Annotated in this window: 7 protein-coding genes and 1 pseudogene; all 8 read right to left on the bottom strand. The window is 45.9% G+C overall.

Translation table 11 applies throughout. From position 1 onward, the window contains the following. Positions 1-841: 841 nt before the first annotated feature. A pseudogene (locus I5M27_RS18880) lies at positions 842-967 on the bottom strand (hypothetical protein); the annotation flags it as partial. A 111-nt stretch (positions 968-1078) separates the two neighbouring features. Beyond that, the gene (locus I5M27_RS10020) at positions 1079-2086 is read right to left on the bottom strand and encodes a patatin-like phospholipase family protein (RefSeq protein ID WP_200506074.1); all 1008 of its coding nucleotides are present in this window, start codon (positions 2084-2086) and stop codon (positions 1079-1081) included. A gap of 223 nt (positions 2087-2309) precedes the next feature. After that, positions 2310-3113 carry a peptidoglycan-binding protein gene (locus I5M27_RS10015; protein WP_200506073.1) on the bottom strand — a complete coding sequence of 268 codons (804 nt, stop codon included), beginning with the start codon at positions 3111-3113 and terminating at the stop codon, positions 2310-2312. A 111-nt stretch (positions 3114-3224) separates the two neighbouring features. Next, positions 3225-6182 carry a LamG domain-containing protein gene (locus I5M27_RS10010; RefSeq protein WP_200506072.1) on the bottom strand — a complete coding sequence of 986 codons (2958 nt, stop codon included), beginning with the start codon at positions 6180-6182 and terminating at the stop codon, positions 3225-3227. 4 nt (positions 6183-6186) lie between these two features. After that, positions 6187-6684, bottom strand: a complete 498-nt coding sequence (locus tag I5M27_RS10005; protein ID WP_200506071.1) for a hypothetical protein — start codon at positions 6682-6684, stop codon at positions 6187-6189. A 139-nt stretch (positions 6685-6823) separates the two neighbouring features. Next, the gene (locus I5M27_RS10000) at positions 6824-7903 is read right to left on the bottom strand and encodes a hypothetical protein (protein WP_200506070.1); all 1080 of its coding nucleotides are present in this window, start codon (positions 7901-7903) and stop codon (positions 6824-6826) included. A gap of 238 nt (positions 7904-8141) precedes the next feature. Then, entirely contained in the window at positions 8142-8387 is a 246-nt protein-coding gene (locus I5M27_RS09995; protein ID WP_200506069.1) for a hypothetical protein, read from the bottom strand. A gap of 409 nt (positions 8388-8796) precedes the next feature. Beyond that, positions 8797-16209 (bottom strand): SpvB/TcaC N-terminal domain-containing protein, encoded by a 7413-nt coding sequence (locus I5M27_RS09990; protein WP_200506068.1) that lies wholly within the window; start codon positions 16207-16209, stop codon positions 8797-8799. Positions 16210-16333: the final 124 nt, after the last annotated feature.

The raw sequence follows: 16333 nt of genomic DNA, 5'->3' as shown, positions 1-16333 counted from the left end.
CTTCTACCTCAAAAAACAGCTCTTTTTAAAATGGTACCTTTAGATCCAGAAGCCTGTTTAAACATTCAGGTTTGCTAAAGCTCTATCCTAAAAGTCCGGCTTTTATGAATGAAACAGCAGTTAATAAAAACGGTATGCTTTCAGGCCTGAAAACTCAGAAATGAACGCTTAATAATTTATTTTTATAATATTTAAGCAACTTCTAAAACCATTTCAGGAATACCTCTAATGCTGCGTTTTCAACATTCAGGTAATTGTTCCAGGAAAAATCCAGGGAAACAAATGACTACCTAGCGAAAAGCCAGTAGCTTTTTCTATCATAATTTATCTTGAATGTGCCCAAACTAAAACTATAACTGAATCCATCTTAACCAGAGCTTTGATCGGTGTAACCAGATAGGTATTAGAGACAACATTGGTTTACTTCCCCCTTTAAATTACCTGCCTAACCTGAGGTTGAGTATAGCAATTATGGTCTTAGTATTAAGACGGGTAATTCTGGCAGTTTTGGCACTAACAAAAGTAATGGTAGTAGAATCTGTATTCTTATACCTTAGCACTATCTTTTTTACATTTATGCCATTACAGAAATAAGAAAACAGCCATAAATCCCTAACCTTTTCCTCACTGTTACTTACAGGAGTATAATTTATCATTTCCTCAATATCTGGCAGAGCAAGTGCCTTTTTTACATTTCTGCCAACTGGTATCTGGCATTTTCTTTTTCTAAAAGATATTGCTCCTTATCAACATCTTCAGACTCTATGGCCTCATTAAATAAGGACCTGAAATAGCGGAGGTAAACACCCACTGTAGTAAGTAAATTACCCTTATCCAGCATCTACTTCTCATACTTTTTAAGGAGGCCAGGAGTAACATTTACAAAAGGTAAAGTAGTTTTCCCAGTAAAGGCTTTTAAAGAGCTTAAGGCAGACACATAACTCTCAGCAAAGTTATCACTCACTCCTTTCTTAACTTCTCTACAAGCTGGCTAAAAGCTATAAAAACGTCACCTTTTGACGTATTGTTTGCAAACTTTTTCTCAAAAAACTCACAGGCATTTTGTTTTTAAACAAAGTCAGTTAAATAAACCCGCTCTCTCTAGAAAACCTTTCACTCTTTTCTGCAATGTACTGTTTTGCAGAAATTGCTTTTCTACCTGATCGGTTAGGTATAATCTTGCTTCTTCTGAAGCATCAGTCATGCGGGCAAATTTTTCGACTTCGATATCAATGGTAAGCCGCAAATAATTTCCATGATCCAATAATTCTTCAGCATGCGAATGCGTGGTTTTATTTACACCGTGCATCATAATATCAATGATTGGCCGCGCCCAGTTTGCTTTCCCCCACCCTTTTGCCTGGTTATTGGATACAAGGCCTGTGTAATGTCCGGTACCCAATGAAAGCACATGAATATCTGACCAATCCAGATCGGGCCGGTTATAGAAAGCATCTTTTTTATAACGGCTGATCTCCGCAATAGCACCTAAAGTAGGATTATTAATATATACACCACCATCAATGCAGGTAACTTCGCGACCTTCGAAGCGAAAAGTATGCGCCGGCAAATAAGTAGGGCCGGCCGAAGTAGCCCGGCAAACATCAAAAAGACAAGCATTAGCTTCCGGATCGTAAGCGGCGGTGCGGCTTTTAAAAAGTAACGGCTCATTATGTTTCAAATCAAAAGCCGTGATCAGCAATGGAGTTAAACAATCCATCAGCCGGTATTCCCCCATGAGCTCTTCCAGCACTTTCCTGATACCTTTTTCGCTATATTCAGGATTCCAAAGAGAAGTAATACCATCAAGCACGTTGAGGAATTTCCCACGAACGGGGAAGATGTGCTGGCCGCGGCTACTGTATATATTTTGCAAATCCTGAAGGGTATACAAAGGAGTAAGGCCGTTCTGGCTAACGGTAAGACCAGCAGCAATAAGGCCGCCGGTAGAGGTACCGGCAATCAAATCGAAAGCCTCGTGAATAGGTTTGCCATTAAGCAAGCGCTGAATTTCCTGCAAAATCATTACCGGTACAATGCCGCGCAAGCCCCCTCCATCGATGCTCAATATTCTAAAGGGTTTCATAATAAAATAAGTTTGTAAAGAAGCCGCCAGCGCAGCTCCTTAAGATTTAATGTAGATTTATTGATGTGAGAAATGTAAAACAAGCGGCAGCAAAAGCAGTTTTTAGCGCTAAAAACCTACCGTTTTTTTATGATTTGCAAGTGCGGAATTGAAGCAAGAAAGGAAAATGGGAAAAGTCTTATGGAAGCTTTTTCAAAGAGAAACAAAACCGGTAAATGATACTTTAGCCAAGTTCCGGGAACCGGATCACGTCAAGTGGGTTGGTATGGAAATTCCGAAGGCGGCGCATCACGGCCACGCCCTCGCGCGAACCTGCCAGGTTGGTATTGCCCTCCAGGGTATAAAAAATGTTGCCCTCTACTTTTTCAATAATGCCTGTATGGGTCCAGTCTAAGGAAGTATTGGAAACAAGGAAAAGATCTCCTGGTTTTACCAGGGCGCTGTTTCGTTTCAGGTCTTTGTTGCGGAGGAGGTTCTTTTGCTTTAAAGCATGTTGCCCCAAAACATCGCAACTGAAGGTAGCCGGCATAAAATCGGTATACTTTTTATCCGAAAAACTCAGTGCTTGATCAAAAACCGTTTGCACGAAGCCCATGCACCAGGGCCAGCTTTTACCTTCCTGTCCGTTCATGTAACTCCGAACCCAAGGGCCTTCGTTAAAACCGATTTCCCGGGCGTTTTGCTGCAGATGCTGTTCGGCGCAGAGCAACAAGCTTTTTCTTACCGCTAATCCTTGCGGTTTAAATGTAAAAGCCTGTTTTATAGGTTTAGTAAGTTCGGCAAAAACATCGGCATTTACCTGGCTTGTTAGTTTTTCCGGGCTAATGCCTAGCGTTTTTTTGAAGGCAATAACCGCTGCGGCCGTAGCGGGGCCAAAATCGCCATCGATTTTAATTCGAAGCAGCGTAGGCAGTTTATAAGCCCACAGGTTCAGCCATTCCTGGATGCGTTTTACATCCGGGCCACGGCTACCAAGGCTGCAGCTTTTTGCAAGCTGCAGCTCTTTTAGGTAATGTGTTTTTTGCATGATTGAAATCTTTTAAGATGAATAAAAGCCATTAGTAAGCTTCATTTTAGCTATGAGCTTTTAAGGCAGATATCTTCACGATGCAGCAAGAAAGGAAGAATATATGCTTTTCTATCGGAGTGAATCTAACGTTGCTACAGGAAGTGATGCTGCACAATATGCATTGGCACAATTCCCTGTCTGATCTTTCCAAGAAGTACCAGGCAAGTTGAACTGATAATAGCAAAGCCAGTTTGTTAAATTTATAGGATTAGAAAACTGCATATTATTGTGCATATCTAAAGCCTGTTTCTGAGTAAGATTCCCCTCGTACAAACCGTAATTAATAATTTTGATCTCATCTGCATTATTGTAAAACTTATGGGTAGTAATGTTTCTAAAATAGAAAGGATTTGCTGTATGAAATATTTCATTAACTACTCCTGTTCCGGCATGACCTATATTACGTCTAATACCATTAACATACCAATGTAATTCTCTACCTTTTCTTTGGAAAACCATACTATGAAATCCTTTCTTTAAAACAGGATACATTGGTGCATCAATCATTAACAAATAGTAGACGTCCAAAAATATAACCATATTACCTTTATAGAAATTAAATCCGCCACCATCGCAATTCATTTCAAAGAACAGATCAAAGGTATTTGGGATGTCATCAGGCACATAGATTGTAAAATACATGCCTATATTCTCGCTATTACTGGAGATAGTCTTAGGCAGTTCAATAGGAGTTACAGATGGTAGAAGTGCAACAGCGTTTTTTAGTTCAGGTAACTGCCCGTAATAATCGACTATTGAATTTGCAAGTTCTTCTTCTGTAAAGTTCTTGAAAGTAGCAGTTATACCCTGACCAGCTAGAACATTTGTACCAGCAAAACTACCCACGTTCATCGTACTTGCGTGCGCGTACTGAAGTAAGTCTAAACTTGTTACTTCCTTACCGTACTCGCCAAACGCTGCAATCTGAGCATCTGAAAAAGCGCTTATAAAGTGCTGAAAAAATGAACCTTCCACTTCATCTGAGCCAGAAACTTTGAAAGCGTAAGCAGCCTGTCCAAAGCTCTTAATGGGAACGTCTTTATGAGCCGGATCACCGGCTGTGTCGGCAAGTATTACACCATCTACTGCTATTTTAATCCTACGGAAGTTACTTACATCGTTCCGATACGTAATAATAACCCTGGTATTTTTCAAGCTGGTTCTAGTTCCAAGTGAAGCAGTTGCTCTAGCAATACTTCCGTTCTCATCGTGATAGATAGAAGCTACAATAAGCAACTCTGGTGATGACGTTAAACCTATTTGCTGACCATCTACAACCTGAATTGAGAAAGCATTATTCACATACAGATACGTTCCGGAAATTAATTTCCGACCACTGAAATCGATAATAAATGTACCTCCGGTTGTGCTATTATTCAAGGCAGTTGATTCCGTATAGCGTTGCGGGAATTCAAGGTACTTGTTTGGGTCTTTAAACTTTATCTTTGGGTAAAATATTTGCTTTTTGTCTAACAGATACCTGGACTGGTCAGGCAGTTTTTCCAAAGAGAAGGAGTGCGCGGAGAAACCACCAGCAGGCGTTGCATTATTTACAAAACTAATTCTATTACCTCCGCGCCCTCTGAAATATATCTCATTCTGCCCAAGCGTTACACCAGATATTGTAGAATAATCACCGTACGCATTAAGAAAAATCAGCGTGGCTCCGTTAGCCTGCGTGCAGAAGAACCGCAAGCAATACTCCGTATCGAACACCATCATTTCCACGCCGACCGAAGTCGCGTTCTGGCGACTGGTAGCAGCCTGTGCAAGCGTATCTGTTACACTGTCATATGTCCAATCTGGGTGGCTTAATTGGAAATCGAGATGGTTTATTACATCCTGAATGCCATTATAGCCTAACAGGTGAATATGGTTAGCTTCAAGTGGACCGTGAGAGACCGCAGCTAATTTTACGTCTTTAACCGACACTACAACCCCGCCATCTGTTTGTAAATACAGAACATTATTAGAGTTAGGTGGGGTAGTAAGAATTACAGAATAAGTACCAACGTCAGTGTAATTCCCACTTCTATTGTAAGTGCCTGCAACAGTATCATAACCTAGTGTTACATAGAAATTGCCGGTTCCTATAAAAGAGATTAAGGTAAAGGTAATTTTATACGATCTTCCTAACTGCATAGGAATGCCTAATTGATATAAGGCTGTACCAGTGTAAGCAGGACAAGTAGCAACACCTCCTGCAAATGACCAGGCTCCTTGAAAACCCCGTACCCAGTCGTTTGCTTCTGTGGAGGAGCCTGCAAAGGTTCCATTTTTAACGGCTATATGCTCTTTTGCATTGTTGTACTGCTCCACGCGGTCGTATAATCTAGTACCGCTCTTTTCCTGACAAGGCCAATAACCTATACAGCTTTCATGAGCAGATTCTGGCAATACGCCACCGTGCCTATAGATGAGTTTAATCTCGCCTTCAGTTAGAATCTTATTGAAAAATGAAACGTGAGATATCAGAAAACCAGCTCTGTTCTCATTTCCTTCCATCCTATTCCTACCACCCAGTAAAATTGGATTTGTTGTTTCGGAATATGTCCCTAAACTTTCAGCATTTACAACCGGGAGTATTTCAACAGCATTTAGGTGGTTTTTTATAACGCCCGCATTTTTTGTGACCACAAAATGATACGTTACATTTCTTTTGATCTCAACGTTAGAGTAATTCCAATTCCAACTAACTGGATGTTGGCCATTGAAAAATCCTAACGTCCAGTTACCATTTGCAGCTTCGGCGGTACCCTTAAACAGTACAACCATCCAACCATTTAAAGTACCACCGCCATCCTGGCAATTTCCAATTAGCCGGATATAATTTTGACCTTGGCCAATTCCAAAATCGTTAATGCTAAAGTAGAATGAAATTGAGCCTACACCATCAGGCTTTCCCAGGAAGTCGTACCGGTCATCTACGCGGGGTATTGTGGGCGTATGTTCATTATTTATTGTATCTACCAACAGGGCCGTGTCCATATTCAGACGGCGCCTGCGGGTCCATTTTGTTTTTGCCATGATGTTAGTAGATTAAAAGTCCGAGGATGTCTTCGCCGGCAGCAACCGCACCAGCAGTAAATACTGGTACTACCTGCACTTCGAATTTGGTGATGCCGCTAAGAGAATTGGCAAAGTTGTTCAGACCAGCTAATGTAACCGGAACACTCCAAGTGGTTTCCCCTTTTTTACGGGTGCGGAAGTTCATGGCGCTGATCTTGTTCTCGTCGTAAGAAACGCGAAAGGTGACGGGGCCGCTTTCCAGGTACACGACATCGGTGGTATCGAGGTTGGGGTTTACCACAAACTGGCACTGCACTTCGGTGGGAATAGCCGTAAGATTGATATTGCCGTTTGCATCGGGCAGGTTGCCGTTTACAGTTCTGGCCCGGGAGAAAAGCACATCGATCAGGTTGATAAGCAGCGTGCGGACTTCGGCAGCGGTGGTTTTTCCGTCCTTGCCGTCGCTGCGCACCAGCCTTACCAGATCGGTTAATAATTCGGTTTTGGTTTTTATATACATGATTAGGTTGCTTAAAATTGTAAGAAGTGGTTTTAAAAAGTGTCGTGAGAAAAATTGAGCTGACACGTTAAAAGATCAGGCAGCGCTATAAGCCGGCTGCTGGTTTTATGGAGATACTATTCGTTGGAAGTCAATATATTTAACCCTCAACAAACGGACTGTAGATTAGCAGGCCGCGAACATCCTCGGCGGCTTCTTTTGCCAGATCTGTAAACACGGATTCTATCCGTATTTCGTATTGCGTGCGTTCTTTCAGGTGCCTCCCGAATTCATTCAGTTCATCTATTTTCATAGAACCGCTCCACTCGCCTAAGTGATCTTCTTTCAGTTCTCTGACCCGGTAATAGTTATACTGGATCAGGGCGCTGAAATAAGATTCCCGGAAAGTGACGGGGCCGGTTTCGAAATAGAGAATACTTGTTGACTTTTCTTCGGGACGAATGGTGAATGCCTGACGAATTTCGCCGCCACTATTGCCAAGATCAAGAATTACATTGCCTTCTTCATCGGGTTTTATGCCATTTACAGCGGTTACTTTATCGCTGAGGTCTATATACACGTTGCCGTTAGAATCGGGAGCAACCCAATTGACATAAGATACCTTGGTGCGATCGTTCAAATTGAGTGTTACGTTACCAGTGCCATCGGGCCTGATACCATTTACAGAGGATACTTTGCTCTTGTCGTTTAAGTCCAGGAAAACGTTGCCATTAACATCTGGCGTTATTCCGTTTACAGAAGACACTTTAGTTTCATCATTCAGATCGAGGATGATATTTCCATTGGCATCGGGTGATATTCCGTTTACTGAAACCACACTGTTATTGATCGTGAGCGTGATATTGCCGTTTGCATCAGGAAGTACGCCGTTTACAGATACCACCTGATTCTGGTTTTGCAATACGATCTGAACATTGCCATCAGCATCTGGTAGAATACCATTTACCGAGTTTACTTTATCGCTAAGATCCAGCACGATATTGCCGTTCGCATCAGGGGAAATGCCATTCACGGTAACAGTTCCTCCGGTACCACTAATATTAAGCGTTACATTCCCATTGGCATCCGGCGGAATATTATTGATGGTGATGACGCTGGAATCGATGACGTTGTGGAGGAGGTTGCGGACATCGGTGGCTTTGGTTTTGGTGGGATGGCCGCCTACGCGGATGGCCGTATTTACCTCGGCTTTTAATTGGGTTTTATTTATAATGGACATGATGTTTTCGTTTAAAATTTTGACAAAAGGGTGCTTAGGCGCGGGCTTCCGGAAAGGAGGCCTGCGCGGATAAGCGGTTTAAGAAAGGGGTAGTTTTTAAGGGGTTTTGCCTACCGTTTTAGCGGCTGGCTTTGGGTGAAAGAAAAGGCAAAGCCGTGGCCGGCCTGGTTGCCGACCAGACTTTTTAGGTGAAAAATAATAGCGTTTTAGATTAAAGGAACGACCGGAAAGCGACGGGTTAAAAGCCACTTTCCTCATCGCGTTCTTTGCCGCAGAAACGGTAGCGTTTTTTAGCAAAAGATCCGAAGCTGGTTTCGCCGAAGGGGTAGTATTCTTCCCGGTTTATTAAGCTTCCCGCGCTGTCTAAAACAACGCTGCTGCTACCTAAGTGGTCGTCCAGGAAATACTTCGTATTCGGAGTCGGATCATCCGGGTCTGCACCATTACGCACGCGAATAGTCGCAATCCGCTTCTGGTCATCCATAATGTGTAAGAACGTCTTTTCGTCGCTGGGTACTATTTCTTTGGCAAAAGAATCGTAAACGCCTTTGTACTGGTGCTCGAACAGACCGTTAAGAAAGAAGGGGATTTAAGCATACTACTCAATTTGAGTTGTATGCTTAAATTTATAAAACTTGATTCAATATAATTACCAATTAGTTATTAGGTAAGGTTAAATAATATAACCCATAAAATTATTAAAACAGCTAATGTCCCTAATTTAAAAAGTGTATTTCGTTCTCTAATAAAAAAGTATATTCCTAAGAAACTTAAGACACCTATAAAGGTAGGGATCAACCCTCCAGATATTGTATCAACTTCGTAGAAACTGGCACCAAGAATTCCGCCTATTACCATAAATATTGTGCTATAAATGTCCGGTTTGTATTGCATTATTGTTTTGGTGATTTAGTATTATTTAAATTTTCAATTTGAGCTTTTTCAATTTCAGTTAAAGTACCTATACCGATTTCGTGCAAGAACTCTCCCGTCTTACTATTGAAGAAATAAGTTACAGATTTTACTACAACATTTGCTTCTTTAATTGATTCCTGTACTTCATCAATTGCTCTATCTATAGCTTGATTAAGAACCTTTCTATTTGCTCGGTCATTCAATGCTGGATTATCTGCAATAAGCTGTTTCTTTACTGTCTTTTCAAAATTCTTGGTAGTAGTTTTGGCTAAATCAGAAGCTAAAGTACTACTTGTTTCGTCTAGGGCACTTGTAATTGATTTAGATATTACTCCTCCAAGAATTTTATCAATCCCAAAAGTTACTGCTGTGACTGCTAATTCTGTTTCTAATTCGTTAGGTTTTATATTTAAATCATTATTTAATGTCTTTGTTAAAGTTAAACCCGCGGCTGCACCAAACAAACCAAATCCAGCTTGAAAGGCTAATGCTGCACTACCTGTAATAATACCTGCTTCCGCTAATAATGCTACAGCGCCCACACCAGTTCCTGCTATAAAACCAGTAGCAGCGCCAGCTAAAAACCCTTTGGCGGCTGCATCTAATTTTTCTTTTGTAGTACCTTCGGCTTTATAGTAAGCAACAGCTCCTCCAATTACTCCTCCAACCAAAGTTGTGATTATTAACTGGGGAAATTGCCCATCTTCATCCCTATATTTTAAAGGGTTATTAACACACATTACATACGGAGACCAGTTTTCAAGTTTTTCAGCCAACGGATCAACACTCACAAATCTACAAATCCAGGGGGCATAATACCTTGCTCCATAATAGTACAAGCCGCTTTCCTCATCGCGTTCTTTGCCGCAGAAACGGTAGCCTTTTTTAGCAAAAGATCCGAAGCTGGTTTCGCCGAAGGGGTAGTATTCTTCCCGGTTTATTAAGCTTCCCGCGCTGTCTAAAACAACGCTGCTGCTACCTAAGTGGTCGTCCAGGAAATACTTCGTATTCGGAGTCGGATCATCCGGGTCTGCACCATTACGCACGCGAATAGTCGCAATCCGCTTCTGGTCATCCATAATGTGTAAGAACGTCTTTTCGTCGCTGGGTACTATTTCTTTGGCAAAAGAATCGTAAACGCCTTTGTACTGGTGCTCGAACAGACCGTCAATATACACGGTTACTTCGTAAATTCCATTCGTGCCGCCTTGCTTGCGGGTAATTTTTTTCACCCGCTGCCCGCCGGCATCGTAGTGGTAAGTGGCGTACAGGCTTGGCTCCGTGCCGGCTGAGGCCTGGTTATAAAAGGCGCGCATCCGGTCAGTGTAATCCCATTCAAAATACCGGCTCTGGTTTTCCTCCGTCTGGTTTCCGTTGGCATCGTACAGGTAATTGTAAGCAGGCGAGGTTCCAATGGCTACGCTTTGCAGTTTGTTGTGCTGTGTCTGGTAGTTAAAATCCCTCCGGAAGCCGCCGTTGGCCGTGTGCACCAGGTTCAGGATGTTTCCCAGCTTGTCGTATTCGTAGCATTGGGTATAAGCCTGCGCCTGGGTATTATCCACTGGGCGGATGCTGTCGTCCCAGAGGCCGCTCAAGGTGCCGGTTTGCAGCGTTTCGCGGCCGGTAGCGGTTTCTAAACGGTACAGGGCATCGTAGGTAAAACTGCGTTTCAGTTTATCGGCGCCATCGGGCGTTCCTATAATGCCGCAGCCAGGCGTACGGTCGGTAATGCTGAGAATGTTGCCGGCCAGGTCGTAGGCATACGCCAGATCCTGTTTGGTGGTGCCGCTTTGCGGGGCGTAGGTTACGGCACTGGTAGTTTCGGTTTTCGCGTACTTTTCTGTGCGCAGGCGCATCAGCCGGAAGGTATTGGTATCGTAAGTGTAGCGGGTCATGGTGCCGTTGCCGTAAGCAATGAGCAGGCGCTGGCCTTTGGCGTTGTAGGCAATGCGCTCCACGTAAGTTTCTTCGGTTTGCGCAGCTGTATCAACCAGTTTTACGCCTTCCAGCGCCCCGGCCCGGTTATAGTCCAGCACGATCTGCTTTTCATTTCCGAAAACGTCGCTCGGGCAGGTTATTTCCGTTACCCGGTTCAGGGCATCATAGCGGCTTTCGGTTATGTAATCTTCGACCAGGTTCAACAAGTTGAGATTGGGCAGATCCAGTACCGGATCAATGCTGCTCCAGTCGGTGAGGTAGGCTTTTTGGTTCCAGGCTTTAGCCGTATTGTTCAGGGCATCTATGGTAAGCTGGTCCTTGAGCACTTGCCGGTTCTTTTTCAGCAGGTTGCCTTTAAAGTCGTAGGCTTCCAGGTGCAATAATCCCGCTTCGTCGAAATGTCGGTACAGTTGCCCGTTCAGATTCAGTGCGGCCGGGTTCGTTAAGCCCGCACTGTCGCCGTATTCCAGGCGCTGGCGCAGGGTTACCCCTTCAATTGTTTTATCGCGCGCCCACATTTTTACCGGGCGGTTCAGCTTATCGTAAGCATGCAGCACCAAAGCGCCTTTGCTGTCGCGGTTTTCCAGCACCGTTCCCGCCGCCGAAAATACGCTCGTCTTCACGCCGCTGTCGATATGCCAGGTATAAAGCACATTCGCCCCCGGATCATCTTCACCCGCTTTCGGTTTCAGGTCGTAGCAGTGTTGAAAAACTTTGCGATTGAGTGCATCTATTACCTTTATACGGTTTCCGCGAATATCGTACTCGTACTTCATCACCACGTTTTCAGTCGGGTCGTCGTTTTCTTCCAGGCGGTCCATGGTCTGTATCGTCCGGCCCAAGGCATCGAGCAGGGCGCTTTTCGGGGTAAACCGATGCAAAGTCGTAGCCGTGCCGTTGCCAATTCCTAAGTCAGCGGCATCGTAAGTATATTGTTCCCAGGGCGAAGGCGTAAAAATATCCGGCGTACTGAGTTGCTGCGGAATTCCGAAGATCACGCGTTGCTCCGTACCGTCGGGGTTTACGGTGCGTACCACCTGCCCGCGCGGGTCGTAGTGCATGGTTACGCATTTGCCCTGCGCCATGCCCGGCTTGTAATCGAAACCGGTATCGAAGAAAGGCTCGTATTTTTCTACTACTTTGCCCTTGTTGTTGTAAGTCTGCCAGCCGCTTACCAGTACGTTCGGGTTATCCGGCAAAGCCGCAATCCCAATCGCTTCCTGGTTCAGGTTCTGATCTAAAGGCAAGCCCGCATCCCCGAATTGCGTCGCCCCGAAAATGATATCTTCGGCCTGCGCCCGGGTCTGTAGCAATCTACCGAACCCATCGGAATATTCCACTTTCACGAGCGTGGCATCATTGGTTGGGTTTTCGGCAAAATGGTGTTCGCGTTGCGTGGTTTTTACCCAAACCGGCAAACCTTTCTCGTAAAACTGAAAGAAACAGTAGCTCAATTTGGTGCTCGCTTTGAAATCCGGGATCGGATTTATCCCTGCAAAAACAGGCTCCGGATTTTCCGCAATGATGTCACCTTCGTTTGCATTTACTTTTCCTAAAACGCCTTGTTCCTTTACCAGACCCAAAGGCGAGAAACGCGCGGCGGTGCGGTTGCCGTTGGCATCGGTTACCAGGCGCGGCTGCAAAACCCGGTAATCGTGTTTCGCGGTAGTCTCCAGATTCAGCGGGTCTTTTACTTTTACTGGCAATAACTGGTAAGCATCGTAAGTAATTTCCGTGAGGCGGCTGTTCGTAGCGCTATGCAGCGGATCGGCAGTTTTCAACACCAAACCGATAGCGTTATACGCTTTTCGTTCCGCCTGCACGTAATAGCTTTCCGGCTCATGCGCTGAAACGCGAGGGTTTTGATCCGAAAAGGTGTAGCCGGCCCATTTTGCGAAGGCATTGTCATAACTCGTCTGGAAATCCGGCGGGTATTCGCTGCCCCAGCTTGGGGTTTCCTGTAGCGCTTCCGGCGTATTGCCATTATAAGCCGTATCAGCACCGTAGGCCTGCTTCACAATGTTCTTTGTCAGCATCAGCACTTCCGTCCGCATCAAAGCGCCTTTATCACCTAACTTCCCATACTTTTCTCCGTCAAAGGGATCGCCGTCGTAATAATGAATGGTTTGCCCGGTAAGTTCATACGGCACGCTTGTCCTTTTTAAGTCCGTTTCGATACCGTTTTTAAAGCTGAACACATCCGTTTTTGCTTCGCCTGAAACATCGTAACCAGTCGTTTTAAGGACCCGGTCGGTAAAGTACAAATCAGCCGTATTTTTATAAGCATATTCGGTAGCTGAAGCCGTTGCCAGGTATTTATCAGCAAAGCCCGGATCTTCTTCCCGGAAATCTTTTCTGCGCGGCACCGCAATGCTGATCTGCTCTTTGGCTTGACCGTAATGATCGTAGTTCCCGGTAAAGGAAAACTGGGTCATCGGGTCGTTGCCGCGTTCCCATTGGGTGGTGCGCTGGCCTAAACCGCAGGCAAAGAAAACCCGCATTTCGGTCAGGTACTCCAAGGCATTGGTACTGTACGTGCCGTTAAAACTGAATTCCGAGGCAACTACGCCAGATTCTAAAACGGTTCTCACTTCCGCTACGCCGGTCAGGCTTTCGGTAACGGTATAAGGCCGGTTCTGGCGCGAACTGCCATCGAAGGCGTACAGCTCGGTGCGCAGCACGGAACCCCGCAGCGCCCGGAAAGCATCGCGTTTGGCGCGGCGCGGCAGCTTTTTCAGCAGCAATTCCATTTCCTGCGGTCGGGTAAAAGCCGGCTGGTCTTCCGGCCAGAATTCGTGCGTAAAATTGGCTTCATACCATTCGCCGTGTTCGTCGCCCAATGGCCCTAAATGGAACCAGGTGCGCGTTTCGGTGGGCGGCGAAAAATGCGCAGCGCTCACCCGATTCATTACTGCCTGACCAACTTCCGCATCTGTAAGAAAATCTTCCGCTTTGAAATCCGCTTCCAGCCAGTCGCCGGTTGGCGCAGGCAAAGGCAGAAAACTAACCGTATCCGTCTGGAAATCTTCTTCGCTGAATTCCTCCGAAGACCAACCACTGTTTTCTTTCCGCAAAGGCCGGAACGATTCCCGCATATGCAAGCCATTGGTATTAAAGCGCTCGAAGGTTTCGGTATCGCGCTGATCTACCCTTCCAAAACCCCGGAATTCGCGTTCGCCGCCATCCCAGTAGCCGTGGTGGTAATTGTACTCCGTCGTCATTTTTCCGCCCGAGATCCGATCGAAAACTTCTACGAGGTGCACTACCAATACCGGGAAAGGCAGCGGCGTTTGCCAGCGGGTTTCTTTTTTCTTGGCATCTTCGGTATAGAACCTGGTGGAACTGGTGTATTGCACGCGGGTAAGCGCGCCCATGTTGTTGTCCATTTCCTGCAGCAAATACGGTTTCACGCCCCCGCAAAAATCCAGGAACATGTACTGTTGCTTTTGGTTAGTAGCCGTGGCATCGCGGGTAAAAAGCAAACCGCTTACGCCCGTACCCAGGATATCGGCAATGCGAATGGCATCGGCATCGGTTACCGCCGGCGTGCCTGCAATCTCGATCGGCTCCGACCAGGAATTTCCGTTGCGGTTTATCCAGAGCGTTACCTTGTTGTTTTCCACGTAAATCAGGTCGTCCAGGCCGTCGCCGTCCACGTCGCCCAACAGAATGCGGGCCGGGTTATAACCGTACGGAAAGCGCGGGCAGTTTTTCATGGTTACCCGTTTGCCCCAGCGACCGTGGCCCAGGTTCGGCCAGTAATCTACCCGGCCGTTGTGCACCATTACAATGTTCTGCAAACTGCTGCACAGCTTACCCGTTTTCACCCGCGGATCGGTAAAACTTACGTTCGGAAAATCTTCCAGCGCTTTTTTGTTTACTTGCTGGCTTTTGTAAAAGCCCTGTTCCGGGTGGTTGTAGAAGTATTCGAAACGGCTGCCGTTCCGCAACACATCCGTAACGCCGTCACCGTCCAGGTCCATCAGTTTCACTTCCGGGTCGGCAAAGCTGAACGAAGGGCGCTGCGCATATTTCCGGAAGGAATTCCGGTCCCAGTTTCCGTTAAAGTTCAGGGGAAAATACCCCGACAAACCTTCGCGGTTCACCAGTAAGTCTGCTTTGCCATCGCCGTTCGCATCGATCAATTGCACATCCGGGTCGGCCAGTTGCAAACCGGCCGGCGCATCCTTCATGTTCTTTGGCAAGTCAAATTTTCCGTTTCCCAGGTTTTTCCAGTAGCGCGCCACCCCGTTCAGTTGCAGGATATCCGGCAAACCATCGCCGGTAAGATCGGCCAGTTCATATTCGGCATTTCCCAAAGAGCCGGTCGGCAAATTACCGGTTAGCGGAAAGAAACCCTGTTTATCTGGCTGGTAACCGCTGTAGCGAAATTCCAACGGCGGCATCAGTTCGTTTTCCTGGCCTTTACGACACCAGCCGTGGCCTTCCACCTGCACCTGGTGCAGCAAAGAAGAACCGTTCAGCGGCAGGTTTTCGCCGGTAATTTCATCGGCATAGTTCAGGTACAGGGTCTTTACCGCCAGTTTATAGTCGTCGGCAACCTGATTGAATGGCAGGTAAAACTCCGGCAGATCGTCTTCGTGCTCTGGATGGGTAAAGGTTTTAATGGAAACACAACGCTTCGTGGTTCGGATCTCGAAACCACTATCATAAGTTGAAAAATGATCCGGGCGGTCGAAGTATTCCAACTCCACGCTTACCAGGTATTTTTTGGTATTGGCTACCGGCGTAGCGGAAAGATAATCCACGTATTTAATACCGTTCAGGTAAAGCTGATCGAAATGGTGCGGACCTTCTTCTTTCAGTTCACGTGTGTATTCGTAAATAATTTCGTTGCCGAAAAGATCTACCGTGCGGGTCAGTTTCCATGCAAAGATGCGGTTGCGGTTTTCCGGATCGGCAATCACGGCATTCAGATCGCCGGTTTTGTTTTCGTGGCCGTAATAACTCGTCAGGCCATTTTTGCTCATTACCTTCCAGTAATTCTTACCGGAAGCGGCGGCCTTGTAATGCTCGATGCGGGCAAACAAGCCTTCGGTACGTGGCCGGTAGGTGGTGATCGTAAATTTCTCGGATGTACTGCCGGGAGAAATAGTCTCCTCCCGGCGGTGAACCGGCACCAGGTCTTCGGCGCCGGATAAAATGAATACATCCTTTTCATCGTCGTACACGGGTATACCCTTGTTGGTTTTGCGGGTAATGCCGGGCACGCTCAAATTCCATCCCAGGCCAAAGGGACTGTTGCCGCTGCCGGTGCTATAGCTTAGCGAGAGATCGGGTTGGAAACCGTTCCGGCCAGGTGGGACGGCAACAGGTACGGAGAAATTGCCGGTGCCGGTAAAGAGATCTGGGCTGAATTTTTCGCCCATACCGCTCACGGCGCCTCCGCCCTTTGGCAGGGAAATAACGTTGCTGGCTGCTTTATTGCTCATGATTTTTTTCTGCTTAAATATTTTTTGAATAGCCCTTTTCGTAAAGGCTTTGATGAAATCGGTAAGCCCTCGGAAAGCAGGGCTGCTTCTAAATGATTCTTAGCTTCAAGGAAAATGTCCCCCT

Origin of the sequence: Adhaeribacter terrigena, from assembly GCF_016623615.1 — a bacterium.
GTDB lineage: Bacteria > Bacteroidota > Bacteroidia > Cytophagales > Hymenobacteraceae > Adhaeribacter_A > Adhaeribacter_A terrigena.
The sequence above is the reverse complement of the archived record's forward strand: the minus strand, read 5'-3'. Positions and strand labels throughout refer to the sequence as shown.

What these genes read in the sequence shown, in the direction of transcription:
- I5M27_RS09995 (WP_200506069.1), bottom strand. Translation starts at nt 8,387, where the DNA reads ATGGATGACCAGAAGCGGATTGCGACTATTCGCGTGCGTAATGGTGCA.
- I5M27_RS10020 (WP_200506074.1), bottom strand. Translation starts at nt 2,086, where the DNA reads ATGAAACCCTTTAGAATATTGAGCATCGATGGAGGGGGCTTGCGCGGC.
- I5M27_RS10000 (WP_200506070.1), bottom strand. Translation starts at nt 7,903, where the DNA reads ATGTCCATTATAAATAAAACCCAATTAAAAGCCGAGGTAAATACGGCC.
- I5M27_RS10015 (WP_200506073.1), bottom strand. Translation starts at nt 3,113, where the DNA reads ATGCAAAAAACACATTACCTAAAAGAGCTGCAGCTTGCAAAAAGCTGC.
- I5M27_RS10010 (WP_200506072.1), bottom strand. Translation starts at nt 6,182, where the DNA reads ATGGCAAAAACAAAATGGACCCGCAGGCGCCGTCTGAATATGGACACG.
- I5M27_RS10005 (WP_200506071.1), bottom strand. Translation starts at nt 6,684, where the DNA reads ATGTATATAAAAACCAAAACCGAATTATTAACCGATCTGGTAAGGCTG.
- I5M27_RS09990 (WP_200506068.1), bottom strand. Translation starts at nt 16,209, where the DNA reads ATGAGCAATAAAGCAGCCAGCAACGTTATTTCCCTGCCAAAGGGCGGA.